We start from the raw sequence: 20,126 nt of genomic DNA, 5'->3' as shown, positions 1-20,126 counted from the left end.
GCCGCTTTTTGCGAAGCTGTGCATGTCCTATAGGAAAGATATGAACGTTGCGACCCCGATCTCACTCAAAAATACCACCGGTCCGGTTGCCAAGGCGACCGTGTGCCCTCACGACTGTCCTTCCGCCTGCGCGCTGGAGGTGGATATTGCCGCCGATGGCCGGATTGGTCGCGTGCGTGGCGCCAATGCTAACACCTATACGGCCGGTGTGATCTGCGCCAAGGTGGCCCGCTATGCCGAGCGCCTTTACCACCCCGAAAGGCTGTTGGTGCCGAAGCGCCGGAAGGGCGCAAAAGGCAGTGGTGACTGGCAGGAGATCAGCTGGGAAGCGGCCCTGGATGAGATTGCAGACGCCTTTGTCAGGGCAGAGGCGGCCCATGGCAGCGAGGCCATCTGGCCTTATTTCTATGCGGGAACAATGGGGCAGGTGCAGCGCGATTCAATTGAGCGCTTGCGCCACGCCAAGCGCTATTCCGGCTTTTTCGGCTCCATCTGCACCAATATGGCCTGGACTGGCTATGTGATGGGAACGGGCGCGCTTCGCGGTCCCGATCCGCGTGAAATGGCAAAGTCCGATTGCGTGGTCATCTGGGGCACAAACCCGGTGGCAACCCAGGTCAATGTGATGACCCATGCCATCCGCGCACGAAAAGAGCGCGGCGCCAAGATTGTGGTTGTGGATGTGTATGACAGCCCCACCATGAAGCAGGCGGATGTGAAAATCATTCTGAAGCCTGGCACGGATGCGGCCCTTGCCTGCGCCATCATGCATATTGCGTTTCGCGATGGCTATGCCGACCGGGACTATATGGCGAAATTCGCCGATGATCCGACGGGGCTTGAGGCGCATCTTCGTGCCAAAACGCCGGAATGGGCCGCAGGCATTACCGGTCTGTCCGTGGACGAAATTGAAGCTTTCGCCCGCCTCGTCGGCACGACGAAAAAGACTTTCTTCCGCCTCGGTTACGGTTTCACACGACAGCGCAATGGCACGGTGGCCATGCATGCAGCGCTCTCTATCGCGACTGTGCTTGGTTCCTGGCAATATGAGGGCGGCGGCGCTTTCCACAATAATGGCGAGCTGTTCAAACTGGATAAGCGTGAGCTGATGGGTACGGCCTATGCCGACCCGGATATTCGTATGCTTGACCAGTCGCAGATCGGCCGTGTGCTGACCGGCGATGCGGTGGCTCTTCGTCATCGTGGGCCTGTGACGGCGCTTCTGATCCAGAACACCAATCCGATGAATGTCGCGCCGGAACAGCGGCTGGTGCGGCAGGGCTTCATGCGCGACGATCTGTTTACGGCTGTGCATGAGCACTTCATGACAGACACGGCGCAAGTGGCAGATATCGTGCTGCCTGCCACCATGTTCGTGGAGCATGACGATCTTTACCGCGCCGGTGGGCAGAACCACATTCTTCTGGGGCCGAAGCTGGTGGAGCCGCCAGCAACCGTGCGCACCAATCTCTTTGTCATCGAAGAACTGGCAAAGCGCCTCGGCGTTGATCATTATCCGGGCTTCGGGTTGACCGAGCGGGAGCACATTGACCGCATGCTGTTGCCGCACGGGTGGCCGGGCTATGAACAGCTGCTGACTGACAAATGGGTGGATTGCCAGCCCGGTTTTGAGGAATCGCATTATCTGAACGGCTTCGGCTACCCTGACGGCAAGTTCCGCTTCCGCCCGGATTGGGCCAATGGTCCCTCTCCAAACAAGACGCCCGCCAGCCTAGGTCCTCTTGGTCCTCATGCGGAGCTTCCACTGTTCCCGGATCAGGTGGATGTCATAGAACTGGCGGATGCACAGCATCCTTTCCGGCTCGCCACGTCACCGGCCAGGAACTTCCTGAACTCCTCTTTTGCCGAGACAAAAACCTCTCGGGAGAAGGAGGGACGCCCGGATGTGATGATCCACCCGGACGATGCTGCGCGCCTTTCCATTATTGATGGCGATATCGTACGGCTCGGCAACCAGCGCGGATCGGTTCGCTTGCATGCGCGCATTGCCGAAAGCGCGCGGCGCGGGGTTCTGATTGCGGAAGGCCTTTGGCCGAATACCGCTCATCTGGATGGCGAGGGCATTAATGTTCTAACAGGCGCCGATCCGGTTGCGCCCTATGGCGGGGCTGCGGTTCACGATAATCGCGTCTGGCTTGAAAAGGACTTGTCATGACAAAGCCAGAAGCTTTCACCAATGTGAAAGTCGATATCATCGAAGACCGTGTGCTCTCGGACAATTGGTATCATCTAAACAAGGTGACCTTCGACTATACCTCGCGCAAGGGCAAGACAGCTCGTCTGTCGCGTGAGGTCTACGATCGCGGCAATGGTGCGACCATTCTGCTGCACGACCCTGAACGCGATGTCGTTGTGCTGGTTCGCCAGTTCCGCATGCCTGCCTTCAAGAACGGCTCGAACGGCTTTTTGATTGAAGCCCCGGCTGGTCTTCTCGATGGGGATCATCCGGAAGAAGCAATCCGCCGTGAAGCGATTGAAGAGACGGGCTATCAAGTTCGCGATGTTCGTTTTCTCTTCAAGAGCTACATGTCGCCCGGTGCCGTGACGGAAGTGCTGCATTTCTTTGCGGCCACCATCGATACGTCTGACCGTGTGGCCGATGGCGGCGGGCTGGATGAAGAACATGAGGATATCGAGATCCTGGAAATCCCGCTCGATCAGGCTCTTTCCATGATCGAGACTGGAGAGATATGCGACGGCAAGACCATCATGCTGCTGCAATGGGCGGCGCTGAATCTCAGGGCCAAGAGGTGATGGAACAGGAACGCGGCAGAGTCTGGCGCGTTATTGGGGTCTGAACCACGAAGAGGACCCAGCCCATGACCATGATCAAGACCCGATCCGGCAACGAGCTTTACGTTAAGGATTGGGGGCAGGGGCAGCCGGTTATTCTTTTGCACGGATGGCCGCTCACCTCGGATACATGGGATGATTTTGCCATGTTTGCGGCAGAAAGCGGCTTTCGTGCCATTTCCTACGACCGCCGCGGCTTCGGTCGATCGGACCAACCCTGGACTGGCTATGATTACGATACACTCAGCGATGATCTGGCCGATGTGATCGAAGCGACCGGCGCTGACAATGCTGCCCTTTTCGGCTTCTCCATGGGCGGCGGCGAAGTGGCCCGCTATATGTCCCGCCATGGCGGAAAAGGCATTGCGAAGGCCGCTCTCATCTCGTCTGTCGTTCCCTTCATGCTGAAGACGGACGATAACCCGAATGGCACGCCGCAAGGCAAGTTTGACGACATGGCGCAAGGCATGAAGACAGACCGCGCCCAGTTCTTCCAGTCCTTCTTCAAGAGCTTTTACGGCGTCGGTGTCTTTACAGGCTCTGTCAGTGACGCAATCATCGACTGGTCCTTCAACCAAAGCATGATGGCAGGTTTGAAGCCGACCCTGGCCTGCGCAGAAGCTTTTGCAACGACAGATTTTCGCCCGGACCTTGCGTATTTTCGTGTGCCGACGCTGATCATTCACGGAACGGCTGACGAGACGGTGCCGATCGATGCCGCCGGTCGCGCTGCTGTTCAGGCCATCGCGAACGCTCGCCTTCTTGAATATGAAGGTGCGCCCCACGGGCTCCTTGCGTCCCACAAGGATCAACTCGCTGCAGACCTGATGACCTTCCTGAGGGCATGACAGGAGGAGGGGCGCAAGGCGTCAGGCGCTGATAATGCGCGCCTGAGGATCGTTGCAGACAGGAGCAGCTTTGCTCTTCTCGCCATCGTGTGGGAAGGCACGTTCGCCGCTGGCGACAAGCCAGAGCGCCAGCGGATAGGTTTGATGCTCGACAGTCAGCACCCGCGCTGCCAGCGTTTCCGCAGTATCGTCTGTGAGAACGGGCACTGCCGCCTGCGCCAGAATCGGACCTTCATCCATGCCTTCCGTTACGAAATGAACGGTGCAGCCCGCCACCCGCATGCCGGCGTCGATTGCCCGTTGATGCGTGTGAAGACCCGGAAACAGCGGCAGAAGGGAAGGGTGGATATTGAGGATCCGGCCTGCATAGGGGCGAATGAACTCAGCCGAGAGCAGGCGCATATAGCCCGCCAGACACACAATATCCGGCTTGCAGGATGCCAATGCCTCCAGCACGGCGGCTTCATGCTCTGCTTTGGAGGCATAGTCCTTGCGCTCCAGCGCAAAGGTCGGGATGCCGCGGGCTGCGGCCTTCGCAAGTCCACCCGCCGCCTTCTTGTCGGAAATGACGCCGACGATCTCCGCCGGAAAGTCGGGGGCGGCGCAGGCATCGGCCAGCGCCAGCATGTTGGAGCCGCCGCCGGAAATCAGGACGGCAACGCGCTTGCGAGCTGCGCTCATAGGGCAAGCGTTCCCTTGTAGACGGTGCCTGCGTCACCCTCGGCGCGGGCAATCATGCGCCCAAGCGGCACAACCACTTCGCCTTCTGCGGTCAGTGCATCCGTCACAGCCTGTGCATTCTCCGCCGCAACGACGGCAATCATGCCCACGCCGCAGTTGAAGGTGCGCAGCATTTCATGGGCAACGACACCGCCAGTCTTGGCCAGCCACGAGAAGACGGGCGGCACGGGAATGCTATCGAGATCGATTTCAGCCGCAAGATGCTCGGGCAGAACGCGCGGAATATTGTCCGGAAAGCCGCCGCCGGTGATATGCGCCAGCGCCTTGATAGCGTTCGTTGCGCGAATAGCTTTCAAAAGCGGCTTCACATAAATACGTGTTGGTGTGAGCAGTGCTTCGCCAAGGCTTTTGCCCTCGGCAAAGGGGGCCGCATCATTCCAGCTCAGGCCGGAAACGCCAACGATCTTGCGCACCAGCGAGAAGCCGTTGGAGTGAACACCGGAAGAGGTGAGGCCAAGGATAACATCGCCTTCCTTGAGGTCGCCGGTCGGCAACAGCTGGCCGCGCTCGGCGGCACCTACCGCAAAGCCGGCCAGATCGTAATCGCCGTGGGAATACATTCCCGGCATCTCCGCCGTTTCGCCGCCGATCAGGGCACAGCCCGCCTGGCGGCACCCTTCGGCAATGCCGGTCACGATTGCCGCGCCCTGATCCGGGTTCAGCTTGCCGGTTGCGAAATAGTCGAGGAAGAAGAGCGGCTCTGCACCCTGAACGACGAGATCGTTGACGCACATGGCCACCAGATCGATGCCGACCGTGTCGTGGCGGTCCGCATCGATTGCAATCTTCAGCTTGGTGCCGACGCCATCGTTGGCAGCAACCAGAACCGGATCGGTGAAGCCTGCGGCCTTCAGATCGAACAGGCCGCCGAAGCCGCCAATTTCGCCGTCAGCGCCCGGGCGCCGGGTGGAGCGCACGGCAGGCTTGATCTTTTCCACCATCAGGTTGCCCGCATCGATATCGACGCCCGCATCGCTGTAGGTGAGGCCATTCTTGCCCGCTTCGCTCATTCCCCGTCTCCGCTTCCAACCCGGCAGGTGCCTGAACACAGACTGCGGTTCTTGCCAGAACCTGCGCAAATCCTAAAGGATCACGGTCTGTATGGGCCTTCAAGCCCAGACCGCTTCAATGAGGCTGGCCATGGCATGGAGTGCAGCAATATGCAAGCATAACACGCCTGCCACCCCGGTTTTCCAAGCTGTTCAGTCGGAATAACGGGCACAAAGCTCTACGCTTGACCTTGATGCTCCCGCCACCTATCCCAATTCAGGAAGCAGTGCAGCAAAGGACCCTGTTCATGACCTACCATATCAGTGGAGCGAGCCTCCGGCGCTACGTCCTGTTCTGGTTCTTCGCGCTCCTGGCCTTCATCATCTTCCTTTTGGCGTTTCGCACGATCCTGTTGCCTTTTATCGCCGGTATGGCGCTTGCCTATTTTCTCGATCCGGTTGCCGATTGGCTGGAGAGGCGTGGCCTCAGCCGCCTCATGGCCACGGTCGTCATTCTCATCAGTTTCGTGCTGATGTTCGCAGCCGGCCTGGTTATCGTGGTCCCGCTCATCATCGGCCAGTTCAGCGAATTCGCCAAGGTGCTGCCGGAATACGTGACCAAGCTGCAGGAACTGATCGCAAGTCCGGAAAACTCCTATCTGCCGGGCTGGGTCGTGACCCAGATCCAGAACGCCAAGCAGAATTTCTCCAGCCTCATGTCCGAGGGCGCGGGCTTTCTCGGCGGGCTGCTCAACCAGCTCTGGAATTCCGGCAAGACACTGGTGGATGTTATTTCCTTGATGGTCGTCACGCCGGTGGTCGCCTTCTACATCCTGCTCGATTGGGACCGCATGGTCGAGAAAGTGGATAGCTGGGTGCCTCGTGATCAGGTCCAGACAATCCGCCAACTGGCGCGGGAAATGGATCAGGCTGTGTCCGGCTTCATTCGTGGGCAGGGGTCTCTCTGCCTGATCCTCGGTATTTATTATGCGGTCGGCCTGTCGCTTGTCGGCCTGAATTTCGGGCTGCTGATCGGTTTCGTCGCAGGTATGATCAGCTTCATCCCCTATATCGGTTCTCTGGTCGGCCTCATCCTGGCGGTGGGCGTTGCGCTCATGCAGTTCTGGCCTGATTATGGCTGGATCATTGCCACCATGGCGGTCTTCTTCTCCGGCCAGTTCATCGAGGGAAATATTCTTCAGCCGAAACTTGTTGGTTCCAGCGTCGGTCTGCATCCCGTCTGGTTGATGTTCGCACTCCTGGCCTTTGGTGCCATGTTCGGCTTTGTCGGGCTTCTGGTTGCGGTACCTGCCGCTGCGATGGTGGGCGTGCTTGTTCGTTTCGCTCTGACGCGTTATCTTCAAAGCGACATATATTTCGGCCATTCGACGGCGCTGCCCTGGGATGACAAGGCAGAGCTATCGACCAAGGCCGTACAAGAGCCCCAAATTTCGCATGACAGAGACGCTTGAAAAGACAAAGCGTCAGCGCCCGGAGCAACTTCCTTTGGCGCTGACCCATGATGCTGCCATCGGACGCGATGACCTGCTGGTTGCCGAGCCGGTGAGTGCTGCCGTGGCCATGATCGATGCCTGGCCGAACTGGAACGCCCCGGTGGTGATCCTGACAGGACCGGCTGGCTGTGGAAAAACCCATCTTGCCAACATCTGGCGGGAGCGTGCCAATGCGGCGGTCATTCACCCCAAGGCCGGTGCCGAAAGCGCCACCGTGGCGGCTGCCGGCCCCGTGCTTTTCGAGGATGCCGACCGTGTGGGCTTTGACGATAACGAGCTGTTCCATGTGATCAACAGCGTGCGTGAAAACGGCCATAGCTTGCTGATCACAGCGCGACTGTGGCCCATGTCCTGGCCCGTCACGCTGCCGGACCTGCGCTCGCGCCTGAAGGCGGCAACCGTGGTGGAAATCGGCGAGCCGGATGAAGATCTGCTGGGGCAGGTCATCATCAAGCTGTTTGCCGATCGCCAATTGCACATCGATGACCGGATCGTCGCCTATATCGTGGCACGCATGGAGCGCTCCATGGAAGCGGCGCAAGGCGTGGTGGATCGGCTGGATCGCCTCGCATTGGCGCGCGGCACCCGCATCAGCCGCACCCTGGCCGCGGAAGTGCTAGAAAGCCTCGCATCAGCCGATCGCGAAGATTGACTGTCATCTTTCCGTCGTTGAAAAGTTATAACGCCGGACGGAAGCAGCCGGAATACGCTTCGATTCCGGCCATAAGAGGGGTCTCCCATGGATCAGATGTCTGAAAACACTGCGTTGCCTGCCGAGAAGGATGTGGCTGCCTCGGAACTGTTGAACAGTCCGGAGCGCTTCATCAATCGCGAATTCTCCTGGTTGCAGTTCAACAGGCGAGTCCTGGAAGAAACCTTGAACACGGCGCATCCATTGCTGGAGCGCATCCGGTTTCTGTCCATCTCGGCAGCCAACCTGGATGAATTCTTCATGGTGCGTGTGGCCGGGCTTGAGGGCCAGGTGCGGCAGGGCATCGTGGTGCGCAGCCCGGATGGCAAGACACCGGCAGAGCAGCTGGAAGAAATTCTGAAAGAAATCGACAATCTGCAGATGGAACAGCAGGCATCGCTTGCCGTACTGCAGCAATATCTGGCCAAGGAAGATATTCTGATCGTGCGTCCGGCAGCGCTTTCGGAAGAAGACCGAGGTTGGTTGGCCAGCGACTTCGAAGACAATCTGTTCCCCATCCTCACGCCGCTTTCCATCGATCCGGCGCATCCCTTCCCCTTCATTCCCAACCTGGGCTTTTCGATAGGCTTGCAACTGGACAGCAAAAGCGGGCGTGAGCCGATGACCGGTCTGTTGCGCCTGCCGCCGACGCTGGACCGGTTCATTCGCCTGCCCGACGATGGCGCGACGATCCGCTACATCACCCTCGAAGATGTCGTCAGCATGTTTATTGATCGGCTTTTCCCGGGCTATGAGGTGAGAGGGTCCGGTACCTTCCGCATCATTCGAGACAGCGATATCGAAGTCGAGGAAGAGGCGGAGGATCTGGTTCGCTTCTTTGAGACCGCGCTCAAGCGCCGCCGTCGCGGCAAGGTCATCCGCATCGAAACCGATAGTGAAATGCCGGCTTCCTTGCGCCAGTTCGTGGTGCAGGAACTGGGCGTGCCGGATAATCGCGTTGCCGTTCTGCCGGGGCTTCTGGCGCTGAACACAATGTCGGAAATTGCCAAGGCACCGCGCGACGATCTCCGCTTCGAGCCTTACAATGCCCGATTTCCCGAACGCGTCCGTGAGCACGCCGGGGACTGCCTCGCCGCCATTCGCGAAAAGGACATGGTGGTCCATCACCCTTACGAAAGCTTCGATGTGGTGGTGCAATTCCTGCTTCAGGCAGCGCGTGACCCGGATGTTCTCGCCATCAAGCAGACGCTCTACCGTACCTCCAACGACAGCCCCATCGTGCGCGCCCTCATCGACGCGGCGGAAATGGGCAAATCGGTTACGGCGCTGGTGGAGTTGAAGGCGCGCTTCGATGAAGAGGCCAATATTCGCTGGGCGAGGGACCTGGAGCGCGCGGGCGTTCAGGTTGTCTTCGGCTTTATCGAGCTGAAAACGCATGCCAAGATGTCGATGGTCGTGCGCCGCGAGGATGGCAAGCTGCGCACTTATTGCCACCTTGGCACCGGCAACTATCACCCGGTCACCGCCAAGATTTACACGGACCTTTCTTTCTTTACCTGTAATCCCAAGATTGCCCATGACATGGCCAATGTCTTCAACTTCATCACCGGCTATGGTGAGCCGGAAGAGAGCATGAAGCTGGCCGTTTCGCCCTATACGTTGCGCCCGCGCATTCTCAAGCACATCGAAGAAGAGATTGTCCATGCCCGCCAAGGGCATCCGGCGGCCATCTGGATGAAGATGAACTCTCTGGTGGATCCGGAAATCATCGATGCGCTTTACCGCGCAAGCATAGCCGGCGTGGAAGTGGACCTCGTCGTTCGCGGCATTTGCTGCCTCCGTCCCCAGGTGCCCGGCCTTTCGGATAATATCCGCGTGAAATCCATTGTCGGACGGTTCCTGGAGCACAGCCGCATCTTCTGCTTCGGGAACGGCTATGGCCTGCCATCGGAAAAAGCGCTCGTCTATATCGGCTCTGCCGATATGATGCCGCGCAATCTCGACCGGCGTGTGGAAACGCTCGTTCCGCTTCTTAACCCTACAGTACACGAGCAGGTTCTTTCACAGATCATGCTTGGCAACCTCATTGACAACCAGCAGAGCTACGAGATACTGCCCGATGGAACGTCGCGCAGGATGGAAGTTCGCAAGGGTGAGGAACCTTTCAACGCGCAACACTATTTTATGACAAACCCCAGCCTATCAGGGCGCGGGGAAGCCTTGAAATCGAGTGCGCCGAAACTCATTGCCGGTATTGTCTCCGGTCGCAAGAAATAGGCCCGACGTAAGAAATAGGGTTGTATGGTACGATCTGATGCACAGGGGCGTCTCCCCGGAAGCGCTCCTGTTTCCGTTGTGGATATTGGCTCGAACTCTGTCCGCCTCGTCGTGTATGAAGGCCTTTCCCGTTCACCGGCCATTCTCTTCAATGAGAAGGTGCTGTGCGGGCTGGGGAAGGGGCTCGGCCTGTCCGGTAAAATGGATGATCAGGCCGTCACGCGTGCACTGGATGCTCTGCGCCGCTTTCGCGCGCTGTCCGATCAGGCACAGGCAACCCGCATTTTCGTGCTGGCCACCGCTGCCGCGCGTGAGGCCCTGAACGGCCCCGCCTTTATCGAGGAAGCGGAGCGCATTCTCAACCATCCGGTTCAGGTCCTGTCCGGTGAAGAAGAGGCGCTCTATTCCGCACTCGGCGTCATCAGCGGCTTCAGTGAAGTGGATGGCATCGCAGGCGATCTTGGCGGCGGCTCGCTGGAATTGATCGATATTCGTTCCGGCCAGCTGGGCAAGGGCATCACCCTGCCGCTCGGCGGACTGAGGCTTTCCGAAACCTCCGGCGGCTCGCTGGCGAAGGCGCGTACGCTTGCCAAGGCCCATGTGAGAGATGCCAAGCTTCTTGCCAAAGGCGAGGGCCGCACCTTCTATGCCGTGGGCGGCACGTGGCGAAACATCGCCAAGCTGCACATGGAAATGATCCACTACCCGCTGCACATGATGCAGGGCTATGAGCTGAGACTGGATGAGATCCAGAACTTTCTGGAGCAGGTTGTGCTTTCGAAAGACAGCCGGGATCCGGCCTGGCAGTCCGTCTCCAAGAATCGCAGGGCCTTGCTTCCTTTCGGCGCCGTTGCCATGCAGGAAGTTCTCAGCGTCATGAAGCCATCCCGCGTGGTGTTTTCCGCGCAAGGCGTGCGCGAGGGCTATCTCTTCGCGCAGCTGCCACCGGAGGAGCAGGCGCAGGATCCCTTGCTGTTGGCCGCAGACCAGTTGGCAATTCTGCGGGCGAGATCGCCGGAGCATGCCCGCGAACTGGCGGAATGGACAGGCCGCATGGTGCCCGCCTTCGGCATCGAGGAGACGGAAGAGGAAAGCCGCTATCGTCGTGCAGCCTGCCTGCTTGCGGATATCAGCTGGCGTGCCCACCCCGATTATCGCGGCTTGCAGGCGCTGAACCTGATTGCACATTCCTCACTGGTCGGCATCACCCATGCGGGCCGCGCCTATCTTGCCCTGGCGAATTACTATCGTTTCGAGGGGCTGCATGACGACGGGGCGACGGAGCCCCTTTCACAGCTGGCAACGCCACGCCTGCTGAGCCTCGCCAAGCTTCTGGGCGGTCTGTTGCGTGTGGTTTATCTATTTTCTGCGTCCATGCCGGGCGTGGTGAACCACTTGTATTTCCGGCGCTCCAGCAATCCTGATCTCGATCTGGAGCTTGTGGTGCCGCACGAATATATCAATTTTGCCGGCGAAAGGCTGGATGGCCGCCTGCAACAGCTGGCGAAGCTGACGAACAAGAGGCTGGCTTTCGTCTTCGAATAAGCTTTGGCGCTTTCAAGCCAGAGCATTTACCTGAGAAAAGCGTTAAGCGGTTTTCATCCGGAAATACAAAGAGTTAGAGCGGTTCAGAGTTTGCGCAAAACAATGAGGCTCACTAAAGCACGTTGCGGCTTATCAGCCTCATACAACGTGCTTTGACTTCTTGTTTTTACGTATGTCGCCATCGCAAAACCGCTGCGCACTCTTGCGCGACATGCTGTAGGTCTGGCTGCCCGAAGGACAGCCAGCCAGATGCTCATTCCTGAGCGAGTTCGACGGCTTCCACGCGCTTGTCCACGAAGCGAAGCGCGACATCGCCGGAAATCAGCTTGAGCGCCGGATCGCCGAAAAGCTCCCGGCGCCAGCCTTGCAGGGCCGGAACTTCGGCGTTTTCGCCATCGGTCGCAATCTTGTCCAGGTCATCGCTGCTTGCCAGAATCTTGGCCGCAACGCCGTGCTTTTCCGAGATCAGGCGCAGAAGAACCTTCAGAAGTTCCACAGCCGATTGCGCGCCTTCCGGCATATGAACATGCTTCACCGCTTGCGGCATATCACTTCTGGGAAGCGCAAGCGCGGTATTGACGGCTTCCAGAATGGCGGCGCCAGAGGAAGAGCGTTCCCAGCCCTTCGGGATGGTGCGCAGGCGGCTGAGCGCTTCAACATCCTTTGGCTGCTGCTGGGCGATTTCGAAGATTGCATCGTCCTTCAGGACGCGTGAACGCGGCACATTGCGGCTGCGTGCTTCGCGTTCGCGCCAGGCCGCCACATATTTCAGCACTGCGAGTTCCTGCGGCTTGCGAAGGCGTGACCGCAGGCGCAGCCAGGCATCGTCCGGGTGCATGTCATAGGTTTCCGGCGATTCCAGAACCGCCATTTCCTCGCTGACCCAGGTTGTACGTCCTTCCTTTTCAAGCCGGTCCTTGAGGAAGAGATATACGTCGCGCAGATGGGTAACATCGGCCAGCGCGTAATCGAGCTGCTTGTCCGAAAGCGGGCGACGGCTCCAATCGGTAAAGCGCGATGACTTGTCGATCTGGACATTCTTCGTACGCTGGACGAGCTGGTCATAGGAGACGGAATCGCCAAAGCCGCACACCATCGCCGCCACCTGCGTGTCGAAAATCGGATGCGGAATGAGCTGTCCCAGATGATAGATGATTTCGAGATCCTGCCGGGCTGCGTGGAAAACCTTTGTCACAGCCGGGTTGGCCATCAGCTCGAAGAAGGGTTTCAGATCGAGACCCTTTGCGAGTGGATCTACAATCACTTCAAGATCCGGGCTTGCCATCTGGATCAGGCATAGTTCCGGCCAGAAGGTTGTCTCTCGCAGAAACTCCGTATCAACGGTCACAAATTCGGAACGGGCCAGGGTCCGGCAGGCATCCTCGAGAGCGGCAGTGGTTTCGATCATCAGCTTCAAAATTCGCAGAATGGAAAAAAACGTTTCATCTTCCTTCCGCTTATCCCCGCCAATGTCAACACATGTGGCAAAAACAGGGCAGAAACCAACCGGATAATGCAGATAAGGCGCTCTTTACGTCACACGAATATAGGACGTCATTCCTGTCTTCTGGTGCTCGATAATGTGGCAGTGGAGAACCCAGTCACCCGGATTGTCAGCCACCAGAGCCAGTTGCACCTTCTCGTCCGCAGCCACCAGATAAGTATCGGTCACAGCTTCGGGCACCTTGCGCGTGCTCGATGAAATGACCTTGAAATTCATGCCATGCAGATGAATTGGGTGGAGGTGCGGGGTCAGGTTCTCCAGATTGAAGATGTAGCTTTTACCGAGCTTCAATTCAGCCAGAGGCGCCATGGGGTCGCTCGTATCGCCCGGCCAGGGCACGCGGTTGATGGCCCAGAAGGAATAGCCAAGAGAGCCGCAGAAGGAGTCCCTCGCGGCATTCTCCGCGGTGGCGCTCAAAATGAGAGGCACTTGTTCGGCGCCTTTCAAATCCGGCTCCTGCCACGGATTGGGTGCCAAGGCTTTCACATCTCCCAGCATGCGCTTCAGATTCTGCCCATGAGCGTGAAACAGGGCGACCGTTTTCGGCGCAGAAGGCCTGGTATCGATCAGCGAGACGGTTGCGCCTTCCGTATCCGGCATTCGAAGAACGAGATCGAGCCTCTGTCCGGGACCGAGCGTTACGTTCTCGGCCATGAAGGGCGAGGGTACCGGCTGACCATCAAGCGCGATCACCAGTGCTTCCGCCCCTTCGAGCTTCAGCTGATAGATGCGTGTCACGTCGCTGGCGACCAGCCGCAGCCGAACGAGCCCGCCTGACGGGGCATGATAGTCTGGCCGGATCTGCCAATTCGCGCCGCGCACAGTGCCAAAGGTGCCGTTTTTCGCCGCATCGCGCGGTTTGAACATTTCAATGAACTGGCCATCGCTGCCCAGCCGCCAATCACGCAGGTTGATGGCAATATCCGCATCGAAAGTCTGATCTGCCGGATCCTCCACAATGAGCATTCCCGTCATGCCGCGTCCCATCTGGGTCAGCGTATTGCAGTGCGGGTGGTACCAGAAGGTACCGGCATCCGGCGGCACGAAGGAGTAGTCGAAGCTGTCGCCGGTATAGACGTAAGGCTGGGTGAGAAAGGGAACGCCATCCATGCGGTTGTCGATCCGCAGGCCGTGCCAGTGAATGGTCGTCGGCTCATCCAGGCGGTTGGTCAGGCGCGCGGAAAATCGTTCGCCTTTGCGCATGCGCAGCGTCGGCGGCATCAGCATTTCCGCCTGGTCCTTTCTGCGATAGGTCATCACCCCATGCGTCAGATGCTGGCCGTCCAGCAGGGCATCGCCTGTGGCCGCTTCCAGTTCCACGCTATTGGCTGCCTCTGCCGAGCGGTGGGCGAAGGCTGCAGCGCCAAGCCCGATGCCATAGGCAGCCAGACCTGCGCCCGTTTTCAGGAGGGTGCGACGGGAAAGGGAAGGGATCATCCAGGACCTGCGTTCTCTATTCAAGCGATACCTGACTACTCCATTCATGAAATGGAGGCGATGATGAAATGAAAGTCTTGCGCGGAATCATTGTCGCAGGATGCTCTTCTCCATACACTCGCCACAGTATACCCCGCCGTAATTGCCCGCGCTGCCTTGACAAAGGGGGCGTGTCATGCGCTTTTCGCCCCAATTTGCCACTGTCGGCGGGAATCTGCTTCCCTGCCGACACACGTGATTCCAGGATATTGAAAATGCACCGTTACCGCAGCCACACCTGTGCCGCTCTCAGGAAGTCCGACGTCGGCGCCACCGTCCGCCTTTCCGGCTGGGTTCATCGCGTCCGTGACCATGGCGGCGTGCTCTTCATCGACTTGCGCGACCATTACGGCATGACGCAGGTCGTGGCCGATCCCGACAGCCCGGCCTTCAAGGTGGCCGAGACCGTACGCGGCGAATGGGTCATCCGTATCGACGGCGTGGTCAAGGCCCGCACGGACGAGACTGTGAACAAGAACATGCCCACGGGCGAGATCGAACTCTATGCCCAGGAGATCGAGGTTTTGTCTGCGGCGAAGGAATTGCCGCTGCCGGTGTTTGGCGAGCCGGACTATCCGGAAGACGTGCGCCTGAAGTATCGCTTCCTCGATCTGCGCCGCGAGACGCTGCACAAGAACATCGTCAAGCGGACCCAGGTTATCGCCGCAATGCGCGCCGGGATGGCGGCGGAAGGCTTTGCCGAATATTCCACGCCAATCCTCACGGCGTCTTCGCCGGAGGGTGCGCGTGACTTCCTCGTGCCAAGCCGCATTCATCAGGGCAAGTTCTTCGCCCTGCCTCAGGCGCCGCAGCAGTACAAGCAGCTGTTGATGGTGGCGGGCTTTGACCGCTACTTCCAGATCGCGCCCTGCTTCCGTGATGAAGATCCGCGCGCAGACCGCCTGCCGGGAGAATTCTACCAGCTTGACGTCGAAATGAGCTTCGTCACCCAGGAAGATGTCTGGGGCACGATGGAGCCGATGATGACGTCGGTGTTCGAACAGTTTGCCGAAGGCAAGCCTGTGACAAAGAACTGGCCGCGCATCCCGTATGACGAAGCCATCCGCAAGTATGGCTCGGATAAGCCGGATCTGCGCAACCCGATTGTCATGCAGGCGGTCACCGAGCACTTCGATGGCTCCGGTTTCAAGGTGTTCGCAAACATGATTGCCTCCAACCCGAAGGTTCAGGTTTGGGCAATCCCGGCCAAGACCGGCGGTAGCCGCGCCTTCTGCGACCGCATGAATGCCTGGGCACAGAGCCAGGGTCAGCCGGGTCTTGGCTACATCTTCTGGAAGGAAGAAGACGGCAAGATTGCAGGCTCCGGCCCGCTTGCCAAGAACATTGGTGAAGAGCGCACAGAAGCCATCCGCACCCAGATGGGCCTTGAGGCGGGCGATGCCTGCTTCTTCGTCGCGGGTGATCCTGCCAAGTTCTACAAGTTTGCCGGTGAGGCGCGCACGCGCGCTGGCGAGGAACTCAACCTCGTTGATCGCGACCGCTTCGAGCTATGCTGGATCGTTGACTTCCCATTCTTCGAATACAACGAAGAAGAAAAGAAGATCGATTTCGCGCATAACCCCTTCTCCATGCCGCAGGGCGGGCTTGAGGCTTTGGAAACGCAGGATCCGCTGACCATCAAGGCATTCCAGTACGATGCCGTCTGCAATGGATTCGAGATCGCGTCCGGCTCCATTCGTAACCAGTCGCCTGAACTCATGGTCAAGGCGTTCGAACTGGTGGGTCTCTCCAAGGCGGATGTGGAAGAGCGCTTCGGCGGCATGTACCGCGCCTTCCAGTACGGTGCTCCTCCGCATGGCGGCTGCGCCTTCGGCATCGACCGTATCATCATGCTGTTGGTCGGCGCGAAGAACCTGCGCGAGATCACCCTGTTCCCGATGAACCAGCAGGCTCAGGATCTCCTGATGAATGCGCCTTCGGAAGCAACGCCGACACAGCTTCGCGAACTGGCGCTGCGTGTGGTGCCGCCGCAGAAGAAAGACTAATAGATCCCTGTTTCAGGGCAGACATTAAAGCCGCCGTGGTTGCAGCCATGGCGGCTTTTTCCATTCATCGCTCAACCTGATCCGTCTGCTTGCAGCCACCGACGGAACCAACCCGGCAGCTTGGTGTTGTCTGTGCGAAGCAACTCAGGGAGAGTTACATGCTGAAGTCCCTCATGGTCGCCAGCGCGACCCTTTTCATCTCGACAGCGGCTATGGCCCAGTCGACTGTCGTTGTTACGGAGCCAGCTCCTCCGGGAGCCGTTGTGGTTCGCGAGATGCCGGCTCAGGTCCGCACCTATGTCATGCAGCAGGAAGTTCCGTCTGTTGCCTATCAGGGGGATGTTCTGGTGGGCCGAGTGCTGCCGCAGGATGTTGAGATGCGTGTTGTCGATGGCTACGACAATTATGCCTACACGGTTGTCAACGAGCGTCGGGTCATTGTGGATCCCGGCACGCGAGAAGTGATCCAGGTGCTGGATTAAAGTCTGCGCAATATCCTACAGATGAAGCCGCAACTCGTGTGCGGCTTCATGCTAGGTAAAGACATTATCAAAGTGTCAATAGTAAACGGAATTTTTAATATTAGATTCTGACGCACTTTAGAGGCTATATCTGGAATGCAACGTTGAAATAACCAATTCTAAATGCTTACCCGCAATACTGAATTATATATATGCGGGATTTCTTATGGAAAAGCTATTTGTAACGCGTGGATCGGGTAATTGCTTCAAGCCATTTTTGGTTTCATGTCTGACCGGGCGAAATATTGATATCGTGAATGTCGATCTTCTTGCCGTACACCATCGGTCGAGAACGTTTCTTTCCATAAATCCCCTCGGCCGTGTTCCGTACCTGCTTCTGGAAGATGGCGATGGAATTGGAGAATCCAATGCCATGCTGTGGTTGCTGGCGGAGGGAAGCAAGCTCTTGCCGGGCACTGTCAAGGATCGCGCCCGAAGCCTGCAATGGATGTTCTTCGAGCAAACCCGGCTTGAACCCTTCATTTCTCCCGCCCGCTTCCTGAGCCACATCGCCCCTGATCGAGGCGCGGGGAGAGGCGATGAAATCGCTGCCTGGCAAGGCAAGGCGATGGCGGGTTTGCGCATCGTGAACGATCATCTTCAAAAAAGCCGCTTCATGCTGGGCGATACCTTCGGCATCACCGATATCGCCATCTTTGGCTATGTTCATCTGGGTCACGAGGCGGGCATTGATATGGCCGCCTTCCCTGCAGTGTTGGCCTGGATCGAACAGGTCCAGTCCTTGCCCGGTTTTCAGCCCCTGTCCATGCTATGCGAACGGGCGAGCCCCTTCGTTCGTGAGGCCGCGTGAGGAACAATGGCATGACGGCTGAAAACCTTCCGGAACATCCTCTCCTGCTCACAGAGCTGTTGAAGCTGGGAACCAGCGGATCAGAAGTTCTGGACCGCCTTTCCACGGCCGTCTGGATCTTCGATATCGATGAGGGCCGTGTCGTCTGGGGAAACAAGGCAGCGCTGGATATCTGGGCGGCCGATAGCCTTGAGGATCTGCGCAATCGCTCTATGAAGCATGACATGTCGCCCGCAGTGTCTCGCCGTCTGCTGCAGTATCAGGCGGATTTCATCAGCCGGGATGCGAATTTCACCGAGATGTGGACGCTTTATCCTCGCGGGGTGCCGCGCCCCTTGCACGTGCGTTTCAGCGGTTCGCGTCTGCCCGATGGGCGCATGGGCATGCTGTGCGAAGGTCGCGAAGAGCTGAGCAGCGTACCAGAGGCCATTCGCAGTGCCGATGCGCTTCTCCATACGCAGTTGATGATTTCCATGCACGCCCAGGACGGCACCACGCTGTACTGCAATCCTTCCGCCCGCGCCAACTTCGATGGCAAATATGGCGGCTTGCAGGAACGGTTTGTGAAGGAAGCGGACTACGCCATGCTGCTGGAGGCGGTGAACGCCGCCGGCGAGGCCCGCCACATTGCCGAGGTCTGGACATCGCGCGGACGACGCTGGCACGAACTGATTGCGCGGCTCTGCTATGATCCGATTTCGGGTTCGCCATCGATCCTCATCAGTGCATCGGATGTGACGGAGCTGAAAGAGGCGGAAACGCTGGCGCAAAAGCTCGCCTATCACGACCCGTTGACAGGCTTGCCCAATCGTCTTGCTTTGCCGCAGATCTTTGCCGACCTGAAGGCGCGTGCCGTGCAGGAAGATAGCGGCATCGGCCTGTTGTTCATCGATCTCGACCAGTTCAAGGCTGTGAACGATACGCTTGGGCATTTGCAGGGCGACAAGCTGCTGTGTGAGGCGGCAAGACGGCTGACAGAGCTGTGCCGCGAAGGTGACGCGGTTGTTCGCCTGGGCGGCGATGAGTTCCTGCTGCTGGTGACATGGCCGCAAGAAGACACTCTTTGGCTGGAAGCGCTTGCCAAACGCCTGATTGAGCGTCTGTCGCTTGCAGTGCAGGCGGAACGGCATGATTTGATGGTCACGCCCAGCATTGGGATCGCCTCCTTCCCCGCTCAGGGCAACGACCTGCAAACATTGATGCGCAATGCCGATCTTGCGATGTATGAAGCGAAGGGGGCAGGGCGCAATCGGTACTTCTTCTACGAGGAGGCGCTCAGCCGCGCCCGGGAAGACGAGCTGGAATTGCTGAGCGGCTTGCGCGATGGCTTGCGGCAGGGCCACATCATACCCTTCTACCAGCCGCGCGTTTGCGCAAGCGATGGTAAAATGGTCGGTGTCGAGGCGCTGGCGCGCTGGAAACATCCTGTGCAAGGACTTATTGCGCCGGCGCGCTTCATTCCGCTGGCGGAACGGGCAGGGTTGATCAACCACATAGGCACGACAATTCTGGAGCAGGCGGTCAAGCAACGGCAGATTTGGGCTGAAGGCGGTCTTGACCTGATCATGTCGGTCAACGTCTCCCTGCGGCAGCTGTGCCAGCCGGAGTTTGCCGCTGTCGTCAAGAAGGTGCTCGCCATCTACGATTGCCCGCCGGATCGTCTGGAACTGGAGTTGACTGAAACGCTTTTCTCGGAAAGCGATCCGTTATTGCAGGCAAACCTTGCCGCTGTTCGCGATTTCGGCGTCAGAATTGCCATCGATGATTTCGGCACAGGCTATTCCAATATTGCCCGCCTGAATGAGATGTCGGTGGATTGCATCAAGATCGACCGCAGCCTGATTTCCGGCCTGCCGCGTAACCAGGAAATGTTGACGTTGGTCATTTCCATGCTCAACCTGATGCAGGTGACGATCGTAGCCGAAGGTGTCGAGACAGAAAGCGTGAGTGACTGGACGCGCCAAAATGGCGTGCACGAACTTCAGGGCTATCTTTTCAGTCCCCCTGTGGAGCCGGAGGCAATAGAGGCACTTGCGGATTCGCAGAGATTGTCGGGGCAGGAATGCAGATCCCGGCGCGTAGCCAATTAGGGCGCGTCTGGCAGATCTGCGTTAGCGGTTCGCACAGCGTTGCATCAAAGAGAGGGAGCATTTCCGGGGAACCCGATCCATCGGTTTCCGCAAAGGACATCATCAAAACAGCGCGCCGGATGGGCGCGCTGTTTGTTTGTAGAAGGTGCCTGGACAGACATCGTTTAGAGCATTTCCAGGAAAAGTGTTTAGCGGTTTTCCGTCCGGAAATGCGTAATTACAAAGATTTAGAGCGGTTCAGCGTTTCCGTGAAACAATGAATCGCTTGTCTTATGATTTTCGTGCTTCTCCATGAGATAAAGAAGCGCCGGCTTGGGTTGCAGCCCCATGCCGGCGAT

At 58.4% G+C, this 20,126-nt stretch carries 14 protein-coding genes and 1 pseudogene; 11 read left to right on the top strand and 4 right to left on the bottom strand.

Going from position 1 to position 20,126, the window contains the following annotated elements; genetic code table 11:
• The first annotated feature begins 40 nt into the window (after positions 1-40).
• From ACFSE1_RS11695 to ACFSE1_RS11685, 3 genes are all read left to right on the top strand, one after another.
• A complete protein-coding gene (locus tag ACFSE1_RS11695; protein ID WP_377401156.1) occupies positions 41-2,176 on the top strand; it encodes a molybdopterin-containing oxidoreductase family protein in 2,136 nt (711 codons plus the stop codon).
• Positions 2,173-2,775 (top strand): NUDIX domain-containing protein, encoded by a 603-nt coding sequence (locus ACFSE1_RS11690; RefSeq protein ID WP_377401153.1) that lies wholly within the window; start codon positions 2,173-2,175, stop codon positions 2,773-2,775. Before ACFSE1_RS11695 ends, ACFSE1_RS11690 begins: the two co-directional genes overlap by 4 nt.
• Before the next feature lie 65 nt (positions 2,776-2,840).
• A complete protein-coding gene (locus ACFSE1_RS11685; RefSeq protein ID WP_377401150.1) occupies positions 2,841-3,662 on the top strand; it encodes an alpha/beta fold hydrolase in 822 nt (273 codons plus the stop codon).
• A 21-nt stretch (positions 3,663-3,683) separates the two neighbouring features.
• On the opposite strand, the gene purN is transcribed toward ACFSE1_RS11685, so the two are convergent.
• Both purN and purM read right to left on the bottom strand, forming a co-directional pair.
• Complete coding sequence (gene purN / locus ACFSE1_RS11680) at positions 3,684-4,343, bottom strand: phosphoribosylglycinamide formyltransferase (RefSeq protein ID WP_377401146.1); 660 nt, start codon at positions 4,341-4,343, stop codon at positions 3,684-3,686.
• Entirely contained in the window at positions 4,340-5,413 is a 1,074-nt protein-coding gene (purM, locus tag ACFSE1_RS11675) for a phosphoribosylformylglycinamidine cyclo-ligase (RefSeq protein WP_377401143.1), read from the bottom strand. The genes purN and purM overlap by 4 nt, the downstream gene beginning before the upstream one ends.
• Positions 5,414-5,700: 287 nt before the next feature.
• On the opposite strand from purM, the gene ACFSE1_RS11670 reads away from it, so the two are divergent.
• From ACFSE1_RS11670 to ppx, 4 genes and pseudogenes are all read left to right on the top strand, one after another.
• Entirely contained in the window at positions 5,701-6,864 is a 1,164-nt protein-coding gene (locus ACFSE1_RS11670) for an AI-2E family transporter (protein ID WP_377401140.1), read from the top strand.
• Positions 6,848-7,558, top strand: a complete 711-nt coding sequence (gene hdaA / locus ACFSE1_RS11665) for a DnaA regulatory inactivator HdaA (protein ID WP_377401137.1) — start codon at positions 6,848-6,850, stop codon at positions 7,556-7,558. Before ACFSE1_RS11670 ends, hdaA begins: the two co-directional genes overlap by 17 nt.
• 87 nt (positions 7,559-7,645) lie before the next feature.
• A pseudogene (locus tag ACFSE1_RS11660) lies at positions 7,646-9,796 on the top strand (RNA degradosome polyphosphate kinase); the annotation flags it as partial.
• 63 nt (positions 9,797-9,859) lie between these two features.
• Positions 9,860-11,380: an exopolyphosphatase gene (gene ppx / locus ACFSE1_RS11655; protein ID WP_377401134.1), complete on the top strand. Its 1,521-nt coding sequence runs from the start codon at positions 9,860-9,862 to the stop codon at positions 11,378-11,380.
• A gap of 253 nt (positions 11,381-11,633) precedes the next feature.
• On the opposite strand, the gene rnd is transcribed toward ppx, so the two are convergent.
• Both rnd and ACFSE1_RS11645 read right to left on the bottom strand, forming a co-directional pair.
• A complete protein-coding gene (rnd, locus tag ACFSE1_RS11650; protein ID WP_377401131.1) occupies positions 11,634-12,788 on the bottom strand; it encodes a ribonuclease D in 1,155 nt (384 codons plus the stop codon).
• A gap of 123 nt (positions 12,789-12,911) precedes the next feature.
• Entirely contained in the window at positions 12,912-14,318 is a 1,407-nt protein-coding gene (locus ACFSE1_RS11645; RefSeq protein WP_377401427.1) for a multicopper oxidase family protein, read from the bottom strand.
• 257 nt (positions 14,319-14,575) lie between these two features.
• On the opposite strand from ACFSE1_RS11645, the gene aspS reads away from it, so the two are divergent.
• From aspS to ACFSE1_RS11625, 4 genes are all read left to right on the top strand, one after another.
• Positions 14,576-16,366 carry an aspartate--tRNA ligase gene (gene aspS, locus ACFSE1_RS11640; protein WP_377401128.1) on the top strand — a complete coding sequence of 597 codons (1,791 nt, stop codon included), beginning with the start codon at positions 14,576-14,578 and terminating at the stop codon, positions 16,364-16,366.
• A gap of 158 nt (positions 16,367-16,524) precedes the next feature.
• Positions 16,525-16,848 (top strand): DUF1236 domain-containing protein, encoded by a 324-nt coding sequence (locus tag ACFSE1_RS11635; protein ID WP_377401125.1) that lies wholly within the window; start codon positions 16,525-16,527, stop codon positions 16,846-16,848.
• A gap of 205 nt (positions 16,849-17,053) precedes the next feature.
• Positions 17,054-17,698 carry a glutathione S-transferase family protein gene (locus tag ACFSE1_RS11630; RefSeq protein ID WP_377401122.1) on the top strand — a complete coding sequence of 215 codons (645 nt, stop codon included), beginning with the start codon at positions 17,054-17,056 and terminating at the stop codon, positions 17,696-17,698.
• An 11-nt stretch (positions 17,699-17,709) separates the two neighbouring features.
• Entirely contained in the window at positions 17,710-19,788 is a 2,079-nt protein-coding gene (locus ACFSE1_RS11625; protein ID WP_377401119.1) for a putative bifunctional diguanylate cyclase/phosphodiesterase, read from the top strand.
• The last annotated feature ends 338 nt before the right edge of the window (positions 19,789-20,126 follow it).

The sequence above is a fragment of the Affinirhizobium helianthi genome (assembly GCF_042680945.1).
Classification (GTDB): Bacteria; Pseudomonadota; Alphaproteobacteria; order Rhizobiales; family Rhizobiaceae; genus Neorhizobium; species Neorhizobium helianthi.
Note: the sequence above shows the minus strand (reverse complement) of the source record. Positions and strands in the feature narration are given on the sequence as shown.